Source organism: Agrobacterium sp. 22-221-1 (genome assembly GCF_053522445.1).
This window is the reverse complement of record NZ_JBNWCL010000021.1, coordinates 20028-37773: the sequence shown is the minus strand read 5'-3', so window position 1 is coordinate 37773 and position 17746 is coordinate 20028. Positions and strand designations below refer to the sequence as shown.

At 59.5% G+C, this 17746-nt stretch carries 16 protein-coding genes; 9 read left to right on the top strand and 7 right to left on the bottom strand.

The window, feature by feature from the left end:
- Positions 1–9: 9 nt before the first annotated feature.
- From ACQZ5N_RS22960 to ACQZ5N_RS22930, 7 genes are all read right to left on the bottom strand, one after another.
- Positions 10–1704, bottom strand: coding sequence for a GMC family oxidoreductase (locus tag ACQZ5N_RS22960; protein ID WP_448734216.1), 1695 nt, complete (start codon positions 1702–1704; stop codon positions 10–12).
- On the bottom strand, positions 1701–2498 hold the full coding sequence (locus ACQZ5N_RS22955) for an ABC transporter permease (protein ID WP_448734215.1): 798 nt from the start codon (positions 2496–2498) through the stop codon (positions 1701–1703). The genes ACQZ5N_RS22960 and ACQZ5N_RS22955 overlap by 4 nt, the downstream gene beginning before the upstream one ends.
- Before the next feature lie 3 nt (positions 2499–2501).
- On the bottom strand, positions 2502–3374 hold the full coding sequence (locus ACQZ5N_RS22950; RefSeq protein WP_448734214.1) for an ABC transporter permease: 873 nt from the start codon (positions 3372–3374) through the stop codon (positions 2502–2504).
- 24 nt (positions 3375–3398) lie between these two features.
- On the bottom strand, positions 3399–4439 hold the full coding sequence (locus ACQZ5N_RS22945) for an ABC transporter substrate-binding protein (RefSeq protein WP_448734213.1): 1041 nt from the start codon (positions 4437–4439) through the stop codon (positions 3399–3401).
- Between the two features lie 62 nt (positions 4440–4501).
- Positions 4502–5806: an NAD(P)/FAD-dependent oxidoreductase gene (locus ACQZ5N_RS22940; RefSeq protein WP_448734212.1), complete on the bottom strand. Its 1305-nt coding sequence runs from the start codon at positions 5804–5806 to the stop codon at positions 4502–4504.
- Between the two features lie 19 nt (positions 5807–5825).
- A complete protein-coding gene (locus ACQZ5N_RS22935; RefSeq protein WP_059755226.1) occupies positions 5826–6557 on the bottom strand; it encodes an HAD-IA family hydrolase in 732 nt (243 codons plus the stop codon).
- Between the two features lie 37 nt (positions 6558–6594).
- A complete protein-coding gene (locus ACQZ5N_RS22930; RefSeq protein WP_448734211.1) occupies positions 6595–7686 on the bottom strand; it encodes an ABC transporter ATP-binding protein in 1092 nt (363 codons plus the stop codon).
- A 232-nt stretch (positions 7687–7918) separates the two neighbouring features.
- Here ACQZ5N_RS22930 and ACQZ5N_RS22925 point away from each other — a divergent pair, with 232 nt between their 5' ends.
- From ACQZ5N_RS22925 to ACQZ5N_RS22885, 9 genes are all read left to right on the top strand, one after another.
- A complete protein-coding gene (locus tag ACQZ5N_RS22925; RefSeq protein WP_004433115.1) occupies positions 7919–8881 on the top strand; it encodes a LysR family transcriptional regulator in 963 nt (320 codons plus the stop codon).
- 182 nt (positions 8882–9063) lie between these two features.
- Positions 9064–10215 (top strand): transporter substrate-binding domain-containing protein, encoded by a 1152-nt coding sequence (locus tag ACQZ5N_RS22920; RefSeq protein ID WP_020812770.1) that lies wholly within the window; start codon positions 9064–9066, stop codon positions 10213–10215.
- 12 nt (positions 10216–10227) lie between these two features.
- The gene (locus ACQZ5N_RS22915) at positions 10228–10836 is read left to right on the top strand and encodes an ANTAR domain-containing response regulator (protein WP_059755232.1); all 609 of its coding nucleotides are present in this window, start codon (positions 10228–10230) and stop codon (positions 10834–10836) included.
- Positions 10837–11084: 248 nt separating this feature from the next.
- Positions 11085–12335 (top strand): transporter substrate-binding domain-containing protein, encoded by a 1251-nt coding sequence (locus ACQZ5N_RS22910; protein WP_448734210.1) that lies wholly within the window; start codon positions 11085–11087, stop codon positions 12333–12335.
- Between the two features lie 150 nt (positions 12336–12485).
- Positions 12486–13379, top strand: a complete 894-nt coding sequence (urtB, locus tag ACQZ5N_RS22905; RefSeq protein WP_448734209.1) for an urea ABC transporter permease subunit UrtB — start codon at positions 12486–12488, stop codon at positions 13377–13379.
- A gap of 1 nt (position 13380) precedes the next feature.
- The gene (gene urtC / locus ACQZ5N_RS22900) at positions 13381–14520 is read left to right on the top strand and encodes an urea ABC transporter permease subunit UrtC (RefSeq protein WP_269832335.1); all 1140 of its coding nucleotides are present in this window, start codon (positions 13381–13383) and stop codon (positions 14518–14520) included.
- Between the two features lies 1 nt (position 14521).
- Positions 14522–15271 carry an urea ABC transporter ATP-binding protein UrtD gene (gene urtD / locus ACQZ5N_RS22895; protein ID WP_448734208.1) on the top strand — a complete coding sequence of 250 codons (750 nt, stop codon included), beginning with the start codon at positions 14522–14524 and terminating at the stop codon, positions 15269–15271.
- Positions 15271–15966: an urea ABC transporter ATP-binding subunit UrtE gene (gene urtE / locus ACQZ5N_RS22890; protein WP_020812776.1), complete on the top strand. Its 696-nt coding sequence runs from the start codon at positions 15271–15273 to the stop codon at positions 15964–15966. Before urtD ends, urtE begins: the two co-directional genes overlap by 1 nt.
- Positions 15967–15993: 27 nt before the next feature.
- Entirely contained in the window at positions 15994–17745 is a 1752-nt protein-coding gene (locus ACQZ5N_RS22885; RefSeq protein WP_448734207.1) for a nitrilase-related carbon-nitrogen hydrolase, read from the top strand.
- The last annotated feature ends 1 nt before the right edge of the window (position 17746 follow it).

Below are 17746 nucleotides of genomic sequence, written 5' to 3'. Positions count from 1 at the left end.
CCAATGATCTCAGCGGCCGGCCAGGATGAAGTCGGCGACCCGCTCCGCGATCATGATTGTGGGAATGTTGGTATTGGCGCAAGGGATCGACGGCATCAACGATGCGTCGCAGACCCTCAATCCTTCCACGCCGTGCACGCGGCCCGTGGACGACGTCACCGCCATGGGATCGTCAGCCGATCCCATGCGGCACGTTCCCGACGGATGCCATGTGCCGCCCGCATGGCGGCGGACGAATTCCGTCAACGCATCGTCGTCCTCAAGCAGCCCCCGCATGGTCGTGCCGAGTGTTATCGCCGAATGCACCAATGCCGGGCGCAGCGGGCCCGCCACATCCAGAAGACCCGAGAAAAGACCCCGCTGCAACGCGTTCCATGTCCCCGGTACAGCGACCTTCGCCACCCGGGGCGAATAGCTCGATGGAAAAACAGTGCCGCTGTGCCCCGTCATGAAAGGATCGGATAGGGCTTCAGCGCCCACGCGCAGCGCAAGCTTCAGCCGCGCCAGATCACGCTCGTCGCTCAGCATTCTGAAGTCGACCTCGGGCTCGACATGGGGATCAAGCGAAGCAAGCTTCACAAAGCCGCGCGAATAGGACTTGTTGACCCAGAAGAACAGGCTGCCCAGACGCAGACCAATGGAGTGCCAGCCGGATCGCGACAGGATGGCGGCATGCATGTCACCCTGCGGCGCGCCTTCGAGGCCGGACGAGAAACGCCAGATCGCCTGTTCGTGGTGTTCTCCCCTGTCACGCACCCGCATCTGCGGCGGCAGATAGGCAGCGACGGCGATCGAAGGATGCTCCATCAGATTGCGCCCGACGCCGCTGCGGCCAGCCACGACATTGCCCCCCACGGCGGCGATGTCACCGACGGGGCCGATACCGGAGCGCATCAGCAATGCGGGCGTGTGAATGGCGCCGGCCGAGACGATCACTTCCGCCGCATGGATCGTCTCCGCCGTAGCACCCGCCAATCTCGCACCCGTAGCACGGCGGCCATCGAACAGAATGCGATCCGCCACGCTTTCGGTGATGATCCTGAGATTCGGGCGTTTGCGCACGTCCGGCGTCAGATAGGCAAGCGAGGTCGGCAAGCGCTCCCCGCTATCGCTGACGGCGATGGCGCCGCGAAAGACGCCGTCTTCCCAAGGCCCGTTCTGGTCCGGCCTTGTCGGATAGCCGCGGCGGTCGAGCGTTTTCATGACTCGGCCGACGAAGGGTGAAATCCTGTCGTCGGATATACGCCGGATCGTCAGCGGTCCGGTCGTGCCGTGAAGCGGGCCGAAGAAATCCCTGTCGGCTTCGATCTTCAGAAAATAGGGCAGGCAATCGTCCCAGCCCCAGCCGTCCGCCCCAAGCGCCTGCCACTCGGCATAGTCGGCCGGCGCACCCCGATTGGCCATCAGCGCATTGATCGCCGAGCCTCCGCCCAGAAGCCGCGCCTGCTCGTAGCGACGCGGTGGACGGGGCGCCGCGTTGGAACGGGCATGGCCCATCAACGCCGTGAGCTGCGACCAGATATTGCGCGTATCGAGATAGGCACGGCCGGGATAACGGCTGCGCACCTCATCCGGGATATCGTCCGCCGAAATATTGCGCCCGGCCTCGACCAGAACGACTGTCCGCAGCGGATCTGCGGAAAGGCGTGCGGCCAGCACGCAGCCCGCCGATCCACCGCCGAGGATCAGGTGATCGACGATCATGTCGCCCGTCCCTGCGAATATTCGGTGTTGCGGGCATTGATCGCCGCCAGCATCAGCAGGATGAACGAGATCGCCGTCAGCAGGGAGCTGATAGAGGCGATGGTCGGATCGATCTCGTCGCGCAGCGCTGTGAACATGCGCTTGGTAAGCGTCTGATATTCGCCGCCGGAAATGAAAAGCGAAACCACGGTTTCGTCGATGGCGGAGATGAAGGCGAAGAGCAGACCGGAAATGACGCTCGGGCGGATTTGCGGCAGGGTGACGATGAAGAAGGTCCGCCAACGGTTCATGCCGAGGCTACGCGACACCATCTCCTGCGTGTGGTCGAACTTGCGCAGCCCGACCAGGACCGAGGTGACGACATAGGGCAGGCCCAGCATGACATTGGCGAGGATCAGCCCGGTCAGCGAGGCAAGAAGCCCGATCTGCGCGTAAACCAGAAAGACGCCGACGGCGGTGATGACGATCGGCACGATCAGCGGCAGAAGCAGCAACGCCTGCAGGCTGCGTACCAGCCGCGATTGCGTGAGATTGAGCGCATAGGCCGCCGCAGTGCCGAAAATGGTGGCGATGACGGCGCTGGAGACGGCGACGATCAGGGTTACACGCGTTGCCTGCATCCAGGCGGCGCTGCCGAGATAAGCCTCATACCAGCGCAGCGACCAGGATGGCGGCGGGAAAGCAAGGAAGCGCGCGCCGGAAAAGGACATTGGCAGGATGATCAGGATGGGGATCATCAGCCAGGCGAGAACGAGGGCTACAAAGCCGTAGAGAAGGATTTTCGACAGGTTCATGCGTCACCTCGTTCCCATGATGCGTTCGAACGGAATGATGAGGCTCGCCAACCGGAAAACCAGAAAAACGCAGACAAGCAGGACGACGCTGATCGACGAGGCCGCGCCCCATTCGTTATAAACCTCGATGTTGCGCGAAACGAGCATGGAGACCATGTAGGTGCGCCCGCCGCCCAGCAGTTCCGGCGTGATATAAAAACCAAGGGTGAGCACGAAGACCAGCACCATGCCGGCGATCATGCCCGGCAGCGACAGCGGCAGGAAAACCCGCCAGAATACATGCATGGGTGAGCCGCCGAGGCTGGCGCCGGCCATGGTCAGTTCCGTGGGTATTTTCTTCATTGTCGCATAGAGCGGCAGCACCATGAAGGGCAGCAGGATGTGGATCGTCGCCATGACCGTGCCGAATTCGTTGTTGACCAGCCGGAGTGGCGCATCGATCAGGCCCGATCCCGTCAGCGCCGAATTGATGATACCGTTGCGCTGCAGCAGGATGAGCCAGGCATAGGCGCGCACCAGAACGGATGTCCAGAAAGGCAGCAGCACCATGGCGAGAACAAGCACGCTCCAGCGCTGGGGCAGGCCCGCCGCCACATAGGCGACGGGATAGCCGAGGAGGACGGTCATCAGCGTGACAACCGTCGCAATGCGGAAGGTCTGAAGGAAGGTCATCCAGTAGACGGAATCCGTCAGGAACCGCTGATAGTGAGCGAGCGTAAAGCCGCCATCCTGCCGGATCGACTGCCAGCCCAGCCACAGAAGCGGCAGGACCAGCAGAACGACGATGACCGCAAGCGCTGGCGCCAGCAGCATCAGCATGAGCCGTTGCTCACGCTGCTCATGCAGCGCAGACGGATTTCGTTTCGACTGTGCCATCAGTGACCCTCCACAGGCCGATGATTATTTCTGGATGAACTGCGCCCAGCGTTTTTGCGCCTCCTCGCCGGCCGGTGAACTCCACCACTCGTCCGACACCAGAACCTGAAGTGCGGCATTGTTCGGCGAACTCGGCATTTCGGCAGCGCGTTCCGGCGAAATCTTGCCGGTCTTGTACGCTTCAGGATTGCCTGGACCGTAATCGATATAGGCCGGGAAATTCGCCTGGATTTCAGGGGTCAGCGCCGCATTGACGAACTTGACAGCCGTTTCGAGGTTCGGCGCGCCCCTGAGAATGCAGAGCGACGTATACTGAAGGAACCCTTCATTAAACGAATAACCGATCGGCGCGCCCTCCTTCACCACCGCAGCAACGCGGCCGTTCCAGGCCATCTCCATGTCGACTTCACCATCGGCCAGAAGCTGCGCCGACTGGGCGCCGGAGGTCCACCACACCGTGACATAGGGTTTGATCTCTTCGAGCTTCTTGAAGGCCCTGTCGACATCGAGCGGATAAAGTTTGTCCACTGGCACGCCATCTGCGAGCAAAGCGGCCTCCAGTGTCGCCAGGGGATGGTTACGAAGCGCCCGCGTGCCCGGAAATTTCTTCACATCCCAGAAATCCGCCCAGCTCTTGGGCGGGTTGCCGCCGAACTTGTCCTTGTTGTAGGCTAGCACGCTCGAGTAGAATTCATAGGCGACCGAATAGGGGCTCTTGTATTCGGCCGGCATCTTTTCCGCATTGGGTATTTTGGAAAAATCGAGTTTCTCGATCATTCCCTGTTCCCCGCCGCGTATGCAATCCTTCGCCGGCGTGTCGATGACGTCCCAGACGATCTTGCCGGATGCGGACTGCGTCTTGATCACCGGCCAGGCATCGGGCGCGCTGTCCTGATTGACAGTGATGCCGAGCAGCTTGGCGACGGGATCGAGGATCGCCTTGGTCTGCGCCTCCTGATAGGCGCCGCCCTGTGAAACGAAGGTGACCTGTTCCGCCGACGCCAGGCCAGCCGAAAAGACGGCGGCGGATGCGGAAAGCACGAGCATGGAAAATCTGTATTTCATTCGTCGTTCTCCTCTTTTATGGCGAGGCGCTGTCGCCCCTGTTGGCATGCGACTGTCGGGTCTTAGCGCCCGATTGCATCGAGGAACTGATACCAGCCGGCGACGAGCCGGACGGCTGGCTCCCTGATGGGATAAAAAGGCACGGGTTTGAGCGGCTCCGCGGTCAGGAGCCCGAGATCGGGGCTTTGCCCGGCAACCATGGCCGCAACGTAGCGGCCCATGTTGGAGGCCATGGCCACCCCGGTTCCATTATAGCCGACTGCATAGACGACCCGGTCGTCCAGCCGGCCCAGATGTGGAATGCTGTCCATCGTCATGGCCACGAGGCCGGACCAACGATGGGTGACAGATACGGCTGCGAGTTCTGGAAACTGCCGCACCATGGCCTTGTGCAGTGCCGCAAACGCGCTTTCGGAATCCGCCTTGCCGAAGGCGCCGCGCCCGCCATACATCACACGGTCTCCAGCCTTGCGGAACCAACGCATCATGCGCCGCGTCTCGGTATAGCTGCGTCCCTGCGACAGGAGGGAAGCACCCGGTCTGCCGGTCAGCGGCTCGGTCGCAATCATCGCGGAGCGGAAGGGAATGATGGACTTGCGGACCGCCGACGTGGCCAGCGTCAGATCGGAATAGGAATTGGTGGCGATTACCACCTGCCGGGCCGAAACGACACCGTCAGGCGTTTCAAGAACGACGCTGGCGCCATCTCGCCTGAATGCCGCCACCGGCGTCTTCTCGTGGATCGCGATGCCTGCGGAACTCAATCCGGCCGCCATGCCCAAAACGAAATTCAAGGGGTGGATGACGCCGCCATGGGTATTGAGCATGCCACCGACGAAATCGCGGGAGCCCGTCTCCGCCTCCATTTCCTCCGGTGAGAGGATGGTGCAGGCGTGGTCGCCAAGCGATCCACGCAGCCACTCAACTTCTTTTTTCAGGCCATCGAGCGACAGTTGATTGTGGGCACAGCGCAGCGAACCGGTTGGGCGATAATCGGCAGCGGCGATTGCATAATCGTCTACCAGTTCGCCGACATGATCGATGGCCTCGATACCGAGATCATGCATGCGCCGCGCCGTCTCCAGCCCGTAGCGGGCGGCGATGTCGGAGAAGGAAAGGCGGAACTTGCCCGACACCACGCCACCATTGCGGCCGCTCGCGCCCCACCCGATCCGGCTTGCGTCCAGCACCACCGGAGACAGGCCGCGGCGGGCCAGATAGCGCGCCGCGGAAAGGCCCGTATAGCCGCCGCCGATGATCGCGACATCGAACCGACGATCGCCCGAGAGCCGGTCGAAGGCAGGACGGCTGGAAGCCGTCTCCTGCCAGAGGGAGTGAATATCAGGAAAAGGTGGGCGTGCGGCCATCGGTCCGGCTCTCTCGCTTTCAGGCTGCCGTTGCCGTCTTGACGCCGGCGGCAAGCTCCGCGTCCACCGCATCGGCCAGTTGCTTGAGCGAGGAGAAGTGGAAGTCGGGCCTGGTCACCACCTTCGGAGCCGGCGTGCCGCCGAACCCCTGCTGGCCCTGGCGACGCTCGATCCAGCAGGTCGTGTAGCCAAGTTCGCGGGCCACGCCGATATCGTGATGCTGGCTCTGGGCGACATGCAGGATTTCCGACTGCTTGAAACCGAAAGCCGACTGACGCCCCTTGTTGAAGGCGAAAAACTGCGGATTGGGCTTGGCACACCCGGCCTCATCGCAGGTGACGCTGTCGTGAAACGGATTGCCAAGCGTATCGGAATAGGCGGAAAATGCCGTACGGTCGGCATTCGTCATGGCGACAAGACGGAAGTTCTTGCGCAGGCGGGCGAGCGCTTCCACGGAATCTGCGAAGGCCGGCCAGCGCAGCACGGCAAGCTGGAAGGCTTCCGCCGTGGCGTCATCATTGTTGAAACCGAGTTCGTTGGCGAGAGAAAGATAGACGTCTTTCATGGCGAAGGAAGACCGTCCATAGAACTTGTCGCGGCCGCGCTTGTAAGGTTCGAAAATCTCGTCGTCGGTGGCCCTCGCCGCCTTTTCACCGCCGAGCGCACGCACCGCATTGAGCACACCCGTTTCGAAATCGATCAAAGTGCCGACCACATCGAAGGTCATGACCTTGAATTGCGTAAGCTGCATAGTCTTTATCCTTGTTGACTGCATGGAATGGAATGTCTCAACCCGCTTCGGGAACGATCACCGTGTCTTCGGGGTGAAGTGAAAGCGCAATCGCCTCACCCGGCGACTTCATGAGCGCGCGGCCGGCATGGTTGCTGGGAAGCCGGAAACTCAGATCGTCGCCGCTGTCCAGCCGCACGAAAACCCGAATGCTTTCACCCTGATAAAGCGTATCCGTGACGGTGCCTGTCAGCCTGTTGCCGCCATCGGCTTGAGCACCATCCACCACCACGAGTTTTTCCGAATGAACCACGAGATGCAGGTTTTCGCCTTCCGGCACGCGATGCGCCGTGTGCAGCAGCCGGTCTCCCAGCCGCACCGCCGTTTCGCTTTCGCGCCGAACCGCAAGCAGGGTCGCCTCGCCGATGAAACGGGCGACGAAGGCGTTGACGGGACGGTCATGCAGACGCTCCGGCGTATCGACCTGCACCAGACGTCCCCTGTGCATGATCGCCACGCGGTCGCTCATCGTCAGCGCCTCGCGCTGATCATGCGTCACATAGACGATCGTGGCGCCGAGCCGCTTATGCAGCCGTTTGAGTTCGATCTGCATGGTCTCGCGCAGCTGCTTGTCGAGCGCCGAAAGCGGCTCGTCCATGAGAATGAGGCCCGGCTCGAAGATCATGGCGCGCGCCAGCGCCACGCGCTGACGTTGGCCGCCCGACAATTCGTGGATACGCCTGTTCTCATAGCCGGTGAGTTCGACCATCTCGAGCGCGGCCTTGAGTTTCGCCGGCCAGCTCGCCTTCGGTAGCCGCCGCGCCCGTAGCGGAAAGGTAATGTTTTCGCCTACACTCATATGCGGAAACAACGCGTAGTTCTGAAAGACGATACCGATATCCCGCTTATGCGGCGGCTCAAATGTAATATCCCGATCGCCTAACCAAATTGACCCCGATGTCGGCTGGACAAAGCCGCCGAGAATTCCCAGCAACGTGGTCTTGCCTGACCCCGAAGGCCCGAGAATGGAAACGAATTCGCCGGGAGCGACATCGAGATTGACATCGTCCAGCGCACGAAACGTTCCGTAGCACTTGACCGCCTCTTTGATGGAAACGCCTACCCGCTCTGTATTTGGCTGCTCAATCATATGATTCCACTAAAAAATCCCAGTACGTTCGGTGGTGCTCCGACGTATGGCAGCGCGTTTTTGCGGAACGAAGAGCAGATTTTCAGCCTGTGACGCCCAGCGCCGGCCTGAAACCAATCTGTCGCGTTCCCCTCAATTCATGGAAGGTCTCTCGCCTTCGTTGACAGCAAAGAGACCAAACAAAAGGCGGATAAGCAATTGAAAAAAAATCTATGCGATGTTACAAAATGTAATGACATTCCTTCGCCGTTCCCTGCCCTCCATGAATGGCCTCTTTACTTTCGAGGCGGCTGCACGCTGCGGCAGTTTTTCGAGGGCAGCAGACGAATTGAACGTGACGCCGGCGGCTGTGAGCCGCATGATGTCCCGGCTGGAGGAACATCTTGATACGACATTGTTTCTTCGGCAGCCCGGTGGCGTGATGCTGACGGAACCCGGCCAGCTGCTGTTCGATGCGATCGCCAGAGGCTTCGCCGGAATAGAAAGCGCCCTGCGGGAAATCGAGGATCGCCGAACCGGTATCGAAACCGTGTCCCTTTCCGTCTCGACCGGCTTCACCACGCACTGGATGATGCCGAGAATGGCAGAATTCAAAAGGGAATTTCCCAATGTCGATCTTCGGTTTCAGCTCATGATGGGCGCCCTGTCGGGGCCGGTCAACGACGTCGATCTTGGGATGCGCTTCGTCGATGGACCGGACAGGCATCACGAGGCAGCTTTCGTCATGCCCGAAATCCTGCTGCCGATCTGCAGTCCGGGTTACAGGGAAAGCCATGCCATTTCCGGCAACGATATTGATCGCGTGCCGGATACGACCATCAATTTAAGCGATGCGCAGCCCAACTGGTCGACGCTGTTCACACCGGCCAGCGGTAGCGACCCGCAGAATTCGATGATCTTCTCCGATTACGCCATCGTCGTGCAGGCTGCTCTCCTGGGCCAGGGCGTGGCGCTTGGCTGGCTCAACGTCGTCGCCCATTGGTTACGGACGCGGACACTGGTTCCAGCAAGCGAACACTTGATGGTCACCGGCCGGCGCTGCCATCTTATCCGGCTGCGAACCAAACCCGCCCGACCAATCGTCACGCAGGTCAAGGAATGGATGATCCGTGAATTAAAGGCGGATGTCGATGCGGTGAGCGCGCTTTATCCATCCCTGAACATCGGCTGCGTAGGAAGCGATACCATCAACTAAAAACTGAAATTTTGAACACGCTCGAACCGAAATAGCCATAACGGCCCGTCGTTCCGCTATTGTCACCAGATAAAGAAACTGACATCATTGACTGGCAGGCTCAAAATGAGCCGCTGATATTCCATGAGCAGGGTAGCTCTCGACCGGAAACGGGCGGGGGCTTTTTATTTTTTTGGTGGGCGATGATGCATTCAGAAAGCTGGCGGGTCGGTGTGCTGTTCTCCGAAACAGGAGTGACCGGAGCCGTGGAAACAACCCAGAGAGCTGCTACCTTGCTGGCGATCGATGAAATCAACGCAGCCGGTGGCGTGCTCGGCCGAGAGATAGAGCCCGTGGCCTACGATCCGCAATCAACTCCCAGTCTCTATAAGGAGCTTGCGGTCAAACTTTGCGACGAAGATCGGGTCCGGGTCGTTTTCGGCTGCCACATGTCGAGCACCCGCAAAGCCGCTCTTCCCGTCATTGAGGCCCGTGATGCTTTGCTGTTTTACCCGACTTTGTACGAAGGGTTCGAATACTCCAGGCATTGCATCTACACAGGTGCAGCTCCCAATCAGAACTCCGTCCAATTGGTCGATTTCCTCACCAAGCACTATGGAAAGCGGGTTTTTCTTGTGGGGTCGAATTACGTCTATCCTTATGAATCGAACCGGACGATCAGCGACCTTTTTCTTCAGGTGGGGGGACAGGTCTTGGACGAGATATATGTTCCGCTGAACCTCAAAGACGAGGACGTCGCCAAGATAATCCGACACATTCGCGCAGCGCAGCCGGACGTTATTTATTCAACGATCGTTGGCAACGGTATCATTCCTTTCTACACGGCGTTCAAGGAAGCGGGCTTCAACGCACAGAAGATGCCGATCGCCAGTCAATCGACAAGCGAGGCCGACGTGATACGCATGCGCCCGGAGGTGGCGGAAGGGCACATAACCGCTGCTCCCTTTTTCGCTTCTCTCGACACCCCCCGCGCCCGCGCCTTCGTTTCGGCGTATCAACAACGGTACGGCCAGCAGATGCTGCCAACTGCGCCAGCCGAAGCGGCTTATTTTCAGGTATATCTCTATGCGGCGGCTTTAAAGCTTGCCGGCGGCGACGGGCTTGAGCAGCTTCTGCCGGCACTCTATGAGGTCGAATACGATGCTCCACAGGGCGCGGTGAAGATAGACCGGCTGACAAACCACACGCATCTGTGGCCAAGAGTGGCAAAGGTGAATGCGCAGGGCGGCTACGATATTGTCTATGATCCGTCACTGCGGGTGGCGCCCGATCCGTTCATGCGCGAATATCGACCGGATCTGACGCAAACTTTCCCGCATCGCGTCCGGGTCTGAGAAGGAGCGACGATGTCATTCGCCCTTCTCAGAGATTTGCGGGATCTCAAGGTCCTGGTCATTCATCCCCGGACATCGGAGGGAGAGTTCCTCGTCGATCACCTGCGCCGTATCGGCTGCACGGTTAGTTGCCTCTGGCCGGTGCCTGCCGAATTACCGCATGGCACAGACGTCGTCTTTCTTGCCATGGAAGACGAGGCGCGACCGGAAATAGAACGTTTGCTGAAGTGTTTTCCAAACCCCGCTCCGACCATGCTTGCCATCGTCGGTTACGAAAATCCCTCGACGTTGCAGATCGTTCTGGAAAGCGGAGCGCTCGCCATTGTCGAGAGACCGATCAAGCCGTTCGGTCTGCTGACCAATCTCGCCATCGCCCGCAGCCTGTGGCTGGAGCGCCAAAAGCTCGTGAAAGAAGCGCGCAAATATAAACGCAAGGTATTGGGAGACCAGAAGCTCGCCCGCGCCAAGGCGATTTTGATGGCCAATCGCGGCACCAGCGAAAACGAGGCGTATCGCGAAATGCGGGAGCAGGCGATGGCCCGGCGCGTACCGATCGATGAAATCGCCAATTCGATTATCAATGCCGAACAGCTCTTGCGCCGTCCCCAAAAACATGATTAGTTTTTCATGTGTTTCAAAGGAACACCTCCGGCACATCCCTTCGTTTTGCGAAGCCATGTGCCGCTGTTGCACGCGGCGAGGCCGTGATGCTGTGATGGCAAAGGTGCCCGCAGGCTGTGACAGGCCTAGCGGGTTTTTTGTTGTCTGCTGACAGTGTCGTCAGCCTTCCAACATTTTGTCGGCATGAAAGCCTGGCTGTTGAACCGGGCAGTGCCACTGCGTGCGCCAATCAAAAAAGGGGAACCAAGATGGTGTTCAACAGACGTGAATTTCTGAAAACCGCAGCCACCGCTTCCGCCGCACTCGCCCTGCCCGCGCTGGGCAGCCGGGCCTTTGCAGCCGACGCGATCAAGGTCGGTGCGCTCTACTCCCAGACGGGTGGGCTTTCCGTCGCCGAAAAACTTCTGGCCAACGGTGTCATGATGGCCGTGGCAGAGATCAATGCGTCCGGCGGCGTTCTCGGCCGTCCGGTCGAGGTTGTCGTTGAAGACGGAGCCTCCGATCCAAAGATCTTCAGCGAGAAAGCTTCGAAGCTGATCCTCAAGGACAAGATTTCAACCGTATTCGGCTGCCACACATCCGCCAGCCGCAAGGCCGTGCTGCCGATCTTCGAACGGCGCGGCGCGATGCTGTTCTATCAGACGCATTATGAAGGCTTCGAGTGCTCGCGCAACGTCGTCTATTCCGGCGCCGTTCCGAACCAGCAGCTCTCCAACTACATTCCCTGGATCGTCGAGAAACTGGGCAAGAAGAAGTTCTTCATCGTCGGCTCGAACTACGTCTATCCGCGCGAGATGGCCAAGGTTTCCAAAAAACTGATCGAGGCAGCCGGCGCGGAATGGGTAGCGGACGAATATCTGGAACTCGGCCACTCGGAATGGGCCGTGATGGTCAGCAAGATCAAGGAATCGGGCGCGGACGTGGTTCTTTCCAACGTGGTCGGCGATTCGATCATCGCCTTTTACCGCGAATTCAAGAACCAGGGCCTTTCGCAGGACGTTATCCCAATCTGCGCGACAGTAACTTCCGAAATCGAGATCGCGGCCATGGGGGCTGAATACGCGGCAGGCAGCTACACCTCTTTCCCATATTTCATGTCGATTGAAACGCCGGCGAACAAAAGCTTCATCGACCGTTTCAGAACCTTCGTCAACGATCCCAAGGCCGTGACATACCATTCGCTGGAGGCCGCCTATTTTCAGGTGTTTCTGTGGAAGCAGGCAGTTGAGAAGTCCGGCGATCTGTCAGCCGACGCGATCCGGGCCGGCATTCGCGGCCAGACCTATGACGCGCCCGGCGGCAAGGTGACGACCGACCCCGACAACCTGCATTGCTGGCTGACGCCACGCATCGGACAGTGGCAGCCGGACGGCCAGAGCAAGGTGGTCAACGCCTATCCGGCACCGATCAAGCCGCTTCCCTATTCGGCTTATGGCGAAACGGAGAGCAACCTGTTCTGCACCGTCAAGGGTCTCGACGCAGCAAAACTCAAGGGCTGACCCATCCTCCGCATTGTCCCGCCAGCCATGCCTGGCGGGACCATGTCTCGGCAAGGCGGATCTGCGCTTTCTTCTGCGCGACGCCAATCCGCTTTCGGATTGGCACGAAGCAGGAAAACCCGACCCGCCCTTCTCACGAACGGTGGCTTCATGCTCGACATTCTTTTTATCGGCCTCAGTCTCGGCTCTATCCTTCTTCTGGTGGCGCTCGGTCTCGCCATAACCTACGGCGCCATGGGCGTCATCAACATGGCCCATGGCGAGATGGTCATGATCGGCGCCTATGTCGCCGTCCTCTCCGGCATATGGCTCAAGACAAGCCTGCTGCTCGCGATACCGCTGGCGTTCATCGTGACCGCGTTGCTCGGCGTGATGATCGAACGGCTGGTCGTGCGGCGACTTTATGGTCGTTTGCTGGATACGCTTCTCGCTACCTGGGGCATCGCCATCCTTCTGCAGCAGGCCGTGAGGCTCGAATTCGGCCTGTCCTTTTTCGGCATTCATATCGAAGGCCTTGGAGCCGGCCTGCAAAACGTCGGCGTGCCTTCGTATCTGCAGGGTACCTTCAGCCTGGCGGGCGTGGAGATCAATGCTTACCGCGCTTTCATCATCGCGGTTACCGCCGCGCTGACGCTGGTGACGTGGTTCATTCTCTATCGGACGACGGCAGGCATGCAGGTTCGCGCGATCATCCGCAATCCGAAAATGGCCGCAGCCTGCGGTATCGACGTGAAACGCGTCAACGCCATGACTTTCGCCTTTGGGTCCGGTCTTGCGGGCGTCGCCGGCGTCATGATGTCCGGTTTTAAGACCGTTTTCCCGGACATGGGCACGACGATGGTCGTTGACGGCTTCATGGTCGTGGTCACGGGCGGCGTCGGCAGCCTGTTCGGCACCATCCTGTCTTCGGGGTTATTGGGGGAGGTCAATGCGCTGGTGGCCATCGGCACGAACGACATTCTGGCGCGCGCGGTTGTTTTCGGCGTCGTCATCCTCGTCATTCTCGTCAAGCCCAGCGGGCTGTTTTCGTTCAAGGGGCGCTGACATGAGTATCCAACGAAAATTCCAGATCGCCGCCTACGTCATTTTCATAGCATTACTTTTTGCGGCGCCCGTTTTCGGCGACGAATTCTGGCTGAACCGTATTTCAAAATATCTTGTCTACGGCATGCTGGGCGTCGCCATCGCGCTGACATGGGGATATGCCGGCATTCTCAACCTTGGCCAGGGACTGTTTTTCGGTCTCGGCGCCTACATGCTCGCCATGTCTCTTAAACTGTCGAGCCTGACCAGTCTGCAACAGGGCTCCGACAAGCCCGTTCCTGATTTCATGCTCTGGAACGCCGAACCCGGTGCACCCACGGAACTGTGCTGTATCAACAAAGGCTCTTTCCTCTGGCTTCCGTTTCAAAGCCAGTCTGTCGGTCTCATACTCGGCCTCGTGCTTCCCGTGGTGATCGCCGGCGCGCTCGGCATGCTGGTTTTCCGCAAGCGTATTTCCGGCGTATTCGTCTCGATCATCACTCTGGCGCTTGTTCTGCTCGTACGTCTCGTCGTGGTCGATGCTCAACCGGTGACAAACGGTTTTAACGGCCTGACAGATCTTGGCTGGCTGACGATCGGCGGCATAGAGTTCGATCCCTACAGCAGGGCGACCTATTATCTGTGCGCCGTATGCCTGTCGCTGTCACTCATCGCCGCCCGTCTTGTCGTGGAAACCCGCGCGGGCATGATCCTGCAAGCGATCCGTGACGATCATGTTCGCGCCCGATATCTCGGTTTCGACGTCTCGCTCTACCAGGTGTTCTTCTTCGCTCTTTCGGCAGGCATCGCCGGCGTTGCCGGCATGCTCTACGTCGTCGTCGCCGAGTTCGCCTCTCCGACCTTCATGGATTTGTCTTTCTCGGTGACGATGGTCGTCTGGGCGGCCGTCGGCGGTCGTTCCTCCCTGCTCGGCGCCTGCATCGGCGCGATCCTGATCAACATGATCGAAGCTCAGGTCAGCGAGACCGAAGCGCTTGTCGAAGCATGGAAAGCGATCATCGGTCTCATCTTTGTGCTGGTCGTCCTGTTCATGCCGCGTGGTCTCGGCGGCGTCGCGCATGATGTGCTGCGACAGCTTATCCGCAGGCTCAAACCGGGTGCGGCGTCTTCATCATTGCAACAACAGAGCGAGGCATCGTGATATGAGTGCAATCGCATTGACCCTCGACGGTCTCGGTGTCGATTTCGGCGGGTTCAGAGCTGTAAACAATGTCAGCATCACCGTCTGCGATGGTGAGTTGCGTGTGTTGCTTGGCGCGAACGGCGCCGGCAAGACGACCCTGATGGATCTGGTCAGCGGCAAGACGCGCAGTACGCAGGGCAAGGTCTTCGTCTACGACACCGACATCACAAATTGGCCCGAACATAAGATCGCACGCGCCGGAATCGGCAGAAAATTCCAGATTCCGAGCATTTTTCGCGATCTCACCGTGCGGCAGAATCTGGAGGTAGCCAACTGCCGCAATCCATCGGTGCTTGCAAATCTCCGTTTCGGATTTTCGCGGGCGGAAGCGAGGCGCGTCGATGACGTGCTTGCTCTCACAGCGCTTGAAACGGAACAGCAGACGACAGCCGCCTATCTCAGTCATGGCCAGACGCAATGGCTGGAACTGGGCATGCTCATCGTGCAGGACCCCAAGGTTGTTTTGCTGGATGAACCAACAGCGGGAATGACCCAGGCCGAAACCCACAAGACGGCGCAGATCATCAACAATCTCAAGGGCCGACATACGATCCTCGTCGTCGAACACGATATGGGGTTCGTGCGTGAAATCGCCGAGCGCATCACCGTCCTTCATCTGGGAGAGGTTCTGGCCGAAGGAAGCGTCGGGGATATAGAGCGCAATCAGAAAGTCCGTGAAGCCTATCTCGGCTCGAAAGGAATATCCTGATGCTGACATTGAAAGACGTGCACAGCTATTACGGCCGCAGCCACATCTTGCACGGCATCACCCTCGATGTACCGGCCGGCAAGGTGACGAGCATCCTCGGCCGCAACGGCACCGGCAAGACGACCCTTTTGAAAACCCTGATGGCGCTGACCGACCGGGTGACGGGTGAAATGCATCTGCAGGGAAAAGATATCGCCGCCGCCCCGACGCATATGAGAGCACGGGCGGGGATCGCCTATGTCCCCCAGGGCAGGGAGATCATTCCCGATTTTACCATCCGCGAAAACATCCTGATGGGCGCTTTTGCGCGTGCCGATCGCAAACGCGAAATTCCAGCGCTGGTGCCCGAACTTTTTCCGTATCTGATGGCCAATCTCGATCGACCGGGTGGCGTGCTTTCGGGCGGCCAGCAACAGCAACTCGCCATCGCACGTGCGCTGGCCGCAGATCCGAAAGTGCTGCTTCTCGATGAGCCAAACGAAGGTATTCAGCCCTCCATCGTCGAGGAGATCGAAAAGATCATTATACGGCTCAATCGCGAGATCGGCATGACGATCATTCTCGTTGAGCAAAACGTCGCATTTGCGCGGCACGCATCTCACCAGTTCGCCATGCTGGAGAAGGGAACCGTGGTCGCGGCGGGCGCCATCGACACGCTCTCCGATGCACTTGTTCATCGGCATATGGCTGTCTGAAACGGACTGAAATCCTTGGTAAAGAAAATGGGGACCATCATGACATCGACACAGAGCTACACCGCTGCCGCCATCCAGTTCGAGCCGACCATGTTCGAAAAGGCGCGCAATATCGCGCGGCTGGCCGCCCTTTGCGAAGAAGCGGCAAAAGCAGGTGCGCGCCTGATCGTCACGCCGGAAATGGGCACGACAGGTTATTGCTGGTTTGACAGGGCCGAAGTAAAGCCTTTCGTGGAAGCCATTCCTGGACCGACAACCGATGTTTTTCAGGCCATTGCCAGCAGACACCGCTGCTATATCGTCATCGGCATGCCGGAAGTCGAACCGGCGAGCGATCTCTATTACAACACCGCCGTTCTGATCGGTCCCGATGGCGTTATCGGTCGGCATCGCAAGTCGCATCCCTATATCGCCGAGCCCAAATGGGCCGCCAATGGCGATATCGTCCATGAGGTCTTCGAAACGGAGATCGGCCGGATTTCGATGCTGGTCTGCATGGATTTGCACTTCTTCGAGACGGCACGGCTGGAGGCTCTGGCCGGTGCGGACATCATCTGCCACATATCCAACTGGCTGCAGGAACGCGCGCCGGCGCCCTACTGGATCAACCGTGCCTTTGAAAACGCCTGCTATCTCATCGAAAGCAACCGGTGGGGGCTGGAGAGAACCGTGCAGTTTTCCGGGGGAAGCTGCCTGATCGAGCCCGACGGAACGGTTGCCGCATCCATCGATACAGGCGACGGGATCGCCTATGGCGAGGTCGATCTTGCCCGCGCACGCCGCCGCGAAGTCTTGAGCGAACCGGTCTTCAAATCGCGCCGGCCCGAGCTTTACATGAACATGATGACCAATAGCTTCACCTGGAATCCGGGCGACTACTTCCGCCTCTATGGCTATCAGCCCATCCCGCGCGGGCGCAAATCGCGCGCGGCCGTTGCCCAGTTCGCCCCCTCCTCCGTGATCGCAGACAACATCGCCCGCATCACCGCACTGGCCACAGAAGCAAAGGCGACGACAGCGCCGGACATTCTGGTTTTCCCGGAACTGTCGCTGACCGGGATTGAGGCTCCCCACACCCGGGCGGAACCGCTTTCAGGCCCGACGGTCTCCGCCTTCGTGCGCCTGGCAATGAAGCTCGGCTTCTATCTCGTCGCCGGATTTGCCGAGGCGGACGGAGACAAAGTCTATAACACAGCAGTACTCGCCGGTCCCGAGGGGCTGGTGGGCAGCTATCACAAGACGCATCTCGGCATGGCCGATAGCTGGGCGACGGCCGGCGACGAATGGAAAATATACGATCTTGCCATCGGCCGAGTGGGCCTGGCGATTGGCCACGACGCGCTATATCCGGAAGCCATTCGTTCGCTCTCGCTTATGGGGTGCGATCTGGTGGCCTGCCCTTCAGCAATTGCCGGTACCTTTACCGGCAGCCATGGGGGAACAAAAATCCCGCACAACTATCCCATCCCGAAGGGAGCAGACCCCTTTCATTGGCACGCTCTGCGGGTTCGCGGCGGCGAGAACAACGTCTATTTCGCCTTCGCCAATGTACTTGATGAGCCACGGGGATATCTGGGCAAGAGTGCCGTGTTCGGGCCGGACTCCTTTGCCTTTCCGCGTCAGGAATCGGTGATACTGGACGAGGAAGGGATTGCCGGTGCGACCGTCAACACCACCAATCTCGATACGCCCTATCCAACGAACATCGTCCGGCGAAAAGACCTTGTTGTCATGCGTCAGCCGCATCATTATCAGCCTCTCGTCAAATGGCATCAGTAAA

What these genes read in the sequence shown, in the direction of transcription:
- ACQZ5N_RS22960 (WP_448734216.1), bottom strand. Translation starts at nt 1,704, where the DNA reads ATGATCGTCGATCACCTGATCCTCGGCGGTGGATCGGCGGGCTGCGTG.
- ACQZ5N_RS22955 (WP_448734215.1), bottom strand. Translation starts at nt 2,498, where the DNA reads ATGAACCTGTCGAAAATCCTTCTCTACGGCTTTGTAGCCCTCGTTCTC.
- ACQZ5N_RS22950 (WP_448734214.1), bottom strand. Translation starts at nt 3,374, where the DNA reads ATGGCACAGTCGAAACGAAATCCGTCTGCGCTGCATGAGCAGCGTGAG.
- ACQZ5N_RS22945 (WP_448734213.1), bottom strand. Translation starts at nt 4,439, where the DNA reads ATGAAATACAGATTTTCCATGCTCGTGCTTTCCGCATCCGCCGCCGTC.
- ACQZ5N_RS22940 (WP_448734212.1), bottom strand. Translation starts at nt 5,806, where the DNA reads ATGGCCGCACGCCCACCTTTTCCTGATATTCACTCCCTCTGGCAGGAG.
- ACQZ5N_RS22935 (WP_059755226.1), bottom strand. Translation starts at nt 6,557, where the DNA reads ATGCAGCTTACGCAATTCAAGGTCATGACCTTCGATGTGGTCGGCACT.
- ACQZ5N_RS22930 (WP_448734211.1), bottom strand. Translation starts at nt 7,686, where the DNA reads ATGATTGAGCAGCCAAATACAGAGCGGGTAGGCGTTTCCATCAAAGAG.
- ACQZ5N_RS22925 (WP_004433115.1), top strand. Translation starts at nt 7,919, where the DNA reads ATGACATTCCTTCGCCGTTCCCTGCCCTCCATGAATGGCCTCTTTACT.
- ACQZ5N_RS22920 (WP_020812770.1), top strand. Translation starts at nt 9,064, where the DNA reads ATGATGCATTCAGAAAGCTGGCGGGTCGGTGTGCTGTTCTCCGAAACA.
- ACQZ5N_RS22915 (WP_059755232.1), top strand. Translation starts at nt 10,228, where the DNA reads ATGTCATTCGCCCTTCTCAGAGATTTGCGGGATCTCAAGGTCCTGGTC.
- ACQZ5N_RS22910 (WP_448734210.1), top strand. Translation starts at nt 11,085, where the DNA reads ATGGTGTTCAACAGACGTGAATTTCTGAAAACCGCAGCCACCGCTTCC.
- urtB (WP_448734209.1), top strand. Translation starts at nt 12,486, where the DNA reads ATGCTCGACATTCTTTTTATCGGCCTCAGTCTCGGCTCTATCCTTCTT.
- urtC (WP_269832335.1), top strand. Translation starts at nt 13,381, where the DNA reads ATGAGTATCCAACGAAAATTCCAGATCGCCGCCTACGTCATTTTCATA.
- urtD (WP_448734208.1), top strand. Translation starts at nt 14,522, where the DNA reads ATGAGTGCAATCGCATTGACCCTCGACGGTCTCGGTGTCGATTTCGGC.
- urtE (WP_020812776.1), top strand. Translation starts at nt 15,271, where the DNA reads ATGCTGACATTGAAAGACGTGCACAGCTATTACGGCCGCAGCCACATC.
- ACQZ5N_RS22885 (WP_448734207.1), top strand. Translation starts at nt 15,994, where the DNA reads ATGGGGACCATCATGACATCGACACAGAGCTACACCGCTGCCGCCATC.